Genomic DNA, 4,746 nt, shown 5'->3' on the forward strand with positions numbered 1-4,746 from the left:
TGGCAAGACAGGTAAGACCGTGGTTGGCAAAGCCCGCTTTGCTTCTCGCACACCCAGTAGTGCACTTTGGCTATGGGGCCCCAACCAGCAAATCCCATCAGGGACAGCAGCCTAAAAGGCTGCACAAAAGTCCGGATGTACCGGAGCAATCTTTTCCTTCTGACCCGTCACGAATTGGCTTGCCAGCAAAGGGGCGTCCATGTACGAAGCAAAAGAAGGTAGGTGCGCCGCCGGGCGCACATCCCGGCTCCCGCCCTCAACCGAGGCATGCTGTGAGCACCGAGCACCGAGCACCGAGCACCGATTAGAGCTTCAACGCCTTCGCATACCCCGTCATCTCCAGATACCCCTTCCCCACCACCCGGCCATCCCGCACCAGCTCCGACAGGCCCTCCCAGTAGATCGCTCCGGTAGACCCACTGCTGTCCAGCTCCTGGTCATCCAGCAAACTGCGCACAACGAAAACACCCACCGGCGTCTGCACCCGCCACTGCACCGGATACTTCGCCCCGCTGTGCGGACTGCTCCATTCCCGTTCCGGAGTAAAAGTCACCTCTCCGGCATCGAAGACCCGAGCCGCAGCCTGTCCCGGCACACGGAACGACCCACCAGCCCACAACGCCGACCTATCCGCACGCCGCAGCCGAAACGCCGTGAGCGCGCTGCCATCGAGCAGGTTCATTCCGATCCAGTCCCAGCCCCGCGCCTCGGGGTGCATCAGCGCCTCGCTCCACTCATGGTCCATCCAGGCGCGGCCGCTGCCGGGATCGACGGCCAAGCGCTTGCCATCGAGCACGATGGCACCACTGACTGCCAGCTGCGGCTGGCTGTAGTAGTAGCTGGCCTGGGTGCTCTCGGGGCCCTTGCGTGACAGGCCTTCGCGGCCCTGCAGCAGCAGCGGCTGGGTGGCGTCGAACTGCAGTTGCAGGCCAAAGTGCTCGCCCTGGATACGGGTGGTGTAGCGGCCGCCTGGGCCATCGGGCAGATCGCTGCGCACCAGGCTCCAGTCCTGCAGGCGGATCGCTGTGTCGGCCTCGCTGGCCTGGGCTACGCCAAAGCCTGCACGCGCGATGCGCTGGTCGTGGTGCAGTCTGCGGCCCTGCAGGTCGGTCAGTGCCGCATGGGCGAACAGCAGTTGCTTCGCAGCGAAGGCCGATTGGATGCCCTGCGCAGCATCCACGCGCGAGCGGAAAAACGTGACCTGGAAGCCCCAGTCCTGTGCGCCCGCCCGCGCATGGCCGGTGATGTACCACCACTCGGTGCGCAGCCCGGGGTGACTGCCATGGTCGCGCGGAAATGCCAGCACGCGAGGGGGCAGGGCATGGGCCATGCTGTGCCAGCCGGTCGCGCCCGCCATGCCCAGCATGAGTGCGCTGCGGCGCGAGAAGGCGGCTGGCATTGCGGGCGTAGTATTGCTCACGTCAATCCATCAAGGTCCGCACCTTGCGCTGGGCCTCGGTGCAGTCGCCGAAGTTCGTGGCCACCCATTCCGCGTTGAAGTAGGTGGGCAAATAGCGCTCGCCCGCATCGCACAGCAGCGAGAGGATGGAGCCCTGCTCGCCACGCGCGCGCATCTCGCTCGCCAACCTGAGCATGGCCACGAAGTTGGTGCCGGTGGAGGGCCCCACGCGCCGCCCGAGCAACTGCGACAGTGCCTGCATGGCGGCCACAGACTCCACGTCGGCCACTTCCTCCATGCGCTCCACCAGGGTGCGGATGAAGCTCGGTTCCACGCGCGGGCGGCCGATGCCTTCGATGCGCGAGCCGGGCGCGGTCAGCGTGGCATCGCCCGTGCGGTGGTAGGCGCTGAACACCGAGCCCGCCGGGTCGGCCACGCAGACCTCGGTGGTGTGCTGCATGTAGCGCAGGTAGCGGCCGATGGTGGCGCTGGTGCCGCCCGTGCCCGCACCGACCACGATCCAGCGCGGCACGGGGTGCGGCTCGCGCGCCATCTGGGTGAACATGCTTTCGGCGATATTGTTGTTGCCGCGCCAGTCGGTGGCGCGCTCGGCGTACGTGAACTGGTCCATGTAGTGGCCGCCGGTCTGCTCGGCGATGGCGCGGGCCTCGGCGTACACATGGCCGGCGCTCTCCACCAGGTGGCAGCGCCCGCCGTGGAACTCGATCTGCGCGATCTTCTCGGGCGAGGTGCTGCGCGGCATCACGGCCACGAAGGGCAGGCCCAGCAGGCGCGCGAAATAGGCCTCGCTCACGGCAGTGGAGCCGCTCGACGATTCGACCACGGTCGAGCCCTCGCTGATCCAGCCATTGCACAGCGCATACAGGAACAGCGAGCGTGCCAGCCGGTGCTTCAGGCTGCCCGTGGGATGGGTGGACTCGTCCTTGAGGTACAGGTCGATGCCGTGCGCGGCATAGGACGGCAGACGCAGTGGAATGAGGTGCGTGTCGGCGCTGCGTTGGTAGTCGGCTTCGATGCGCGCGACGGCGTTGTGCAGCCAGGTGCCGGCCTGCACGGAAGGGGGACGGGTCTTGTGGACAGCGGTCATGGGGGGGATTGTCTCGCAGTGCATACCGCTGCCGCACAGGGCTTACCAGTCTTCCTTCACGGCCATCACCGCATCGCGCCCGGCCGCCGCGCGCCCAGCCAGCCAGGCCGTCACCGTGCCCGAGACCACCACGGCCGCGCACAGCGCCGCCAGGCGCCAGCCAGGGACGCGCAGGTCCATGGTCCAGTGAAAGCTCTGCGGGTTCACCACATGCACCAGCACCACCGACACCGCCAGGCCCAGCAGCACGCCTGCCACCGCGCCCACCCCCGTCCAGGCTGCGCCCTCGGCCGCGACCACGCCCAGGATCTGGCGCCGCGTGAGGCCCAGGTGCGCGAGCAGCCCGAACTCCTTGCGCCGCGCCAGCACCTGGGCGCTGAAGCTCGCCGCCACGCCGAACAGCCCGATGCCGATGGCCACCGCCTGCAGCCAGTAGGTGACCGCGAAGCTGCGGTCAAAGATGTGCAGCGAGCGCTCGCGGATCGCGGTGGCGGACATGAATTCCAACGGCAGCTCGCTAGCGCCCTGGCTTGCCGCCAGATCGCGGATGGCCTGCTGCAGCGCGGCCAGGTCGGCCCCCTCGCGCGGCCACAGCGCCAGGTCGCTGGTGCGCGCATCGCCCGTGAGAAGCAGGTAGTCTGAGCGGTCCAGCGCCACCGCACCCGACTGGCGCGCATAGTCGCGCCAGACCCCGGCGAGGAAAAAGCGCGGGGCTTCGGCCTGGGTGCCGAAGGCCCGCGACAGGCCGTCCCACTGCATGCCAGGTTGCAGGCCATAGAGGTCCACCACGGCCTCGCTGATGTAGATGCCGGTGCTGCCCGCAGGCACCGGCAGGGCCGTGCCCACCAATGGCAACTGGCGCGCCGGGTCGGCGCCCAGCGGGCGGCTGATCAGCATGAGCGCGGGACGCGAGGGGTCGAGCTGCAGCGGGCTGGCGCGCAGCGGCTGCACCCGCTCGATGCCGGGCAAAGCGGCCACGGCCTCGGCAAAGCCGGCGGGCAGCAGGGCGGCTTCGCTGCCCGGCCCGCCCAGGGCCGAGCGCACGTAGAGCGGCGAGGGCAGCACCCCATCGAGCCACTGCGCGACCGAGCCGCGAAAGCTCGACACCATCACCGTCAGCGCCACGGCCAGGCTCAGGCTGGCCACCACCCCGCCCACGGCAATGGCGGCGCTGCCGCGCATGCGGCGCGCACGCTCCAGCTCCAGCAGGGGCAGGGCGTGCCGGGCGGCCAGGGGCTGCAGCCGCGCCAGCAGCGCCGCCATGGCGCGCGGCAGCAGGGCGATGCCGCCGACCAGCAGCAGGGCAATGGCGCCATAGGCGGCCAGCGGAATGCCGGCCACGGGCGGCGCAAATGACAGCACCGCCCCAGCGGCCACCAGGGCCAGGCCCACCGTGCCCCGGTCGGCCCGGGCGCTGGCACTGCCCAGGCCTTTCAAGGTTTGCGCCGGGGGCAGGGTCTGTGCGGAACGTGCAGGCCACCAGCCACCGGCCAGTGCGGCGGCGATGCCCAGCGCCCCGTAGATGGCGGCCGCTGGGGCGCTCCACTGCAGCGCCGGCTGCACGCCCGCGAAATAGCCGCCCCCCAGGTCCCCACCCAGCAGTCGCAGTGCCGTGGCGGCCAGGCCCGTGCCCAGCGCGATGCCCGCCACGCTGCCCACCAGGCCCAGCACGGCCGATTCGGTCAGCACCAGGGCCAGGCGCTGGCGCGGCGTGGCCCCCAGCACGGCCAGCAGCGCGAACTGCGGCCCGCGCTGCGCCACGCTGAGCGCCAGCACCGAGAACACCAGGAAGGCCCCCGTGAACAGCGCCACCAGCGCCAGCACCGTAAGGTTGACGCGGTAGGCGCGCGACAGGTTGCTGATGCGCTGCGCTGCATCGCCCGGTTCGGCCAGCAGGGCCTGCGCGGGCCAGCCGGGCAGGGCGCGCAGGCTCTGTGCAAACGCCTGGCGGTCGGTGCCGGTCTGCAGTTGCAGATCGATGCGGCTCAGTTGTCCGGCGCGTCCGAACAGGTCCTGCGCGGCGCCGATGTCCATCACTGCCAGCGGCGCGCCGCCTGCGCCCACCGTGCCCGCCACACGCACCGGCAGGCGCTGCTGACCCGTGTGCAGCGTGATCTGCGGCAAAGGCGCTGCAGCGTCGGTGGGGGCCATGGACAGGCCCAGCGCCTGCAAGGCCGAGGGGTTCAGGAACACGGTGGCCGGTGAAAAAAGTGCAAACCGGTCCGCCTGCGGCCAGGCG

At 70.1% G+C, this 4,746-nt stretch carries 3 protein-coding genes; all 3 read right to left on the reverse strand.

Features of this window, described 5'->3' with window-relative positions:
- Positions 1-304: 304 nt before the first annotated feature.
- The gene (locus ACK59X_RS27805) at positions 305-1,399 is read right to left on the reverse strand and encodes a lipocalin-like domain-containing protein (protein WP_409961751.1); all 1,095 of its coding nucleotides are present in this window, start codon (positions 1,397-1,399) and stop codon (positions 305-307) included.
- Between the two features lie 22 nt (positions 1,400-1,421).
- Complete coding sequence (locus ACK59X_RS27810; RefSeq protein WP_409961752.1) at positions 1,422-2,507, reverse strand: PLP-dependent cysteine synthase family protein; 1,086 nt, start codon at positions 2,505-2,507, stop codon at positions 1,422-1,424.
- A 42-nt stretch (positions 2,508-2,549) separates the two neighbouring features.
- On the reverse strand, positions 2,550-4,746 hold a 2,197-nt coding region (locus ACK59X_RS27815), incomplete at its 5' end, for an FtsX-like permease family protein (protein ID WP_409961753.1).

This window comes from Acidovorax sp. (genome assembly GCF_046339755.1).
Lineage (GTDB): Bacteria > Pseudomonadota > Gammaproteobacteria > Burkholderiales > Burkholderiaceae_C > Acidovorax.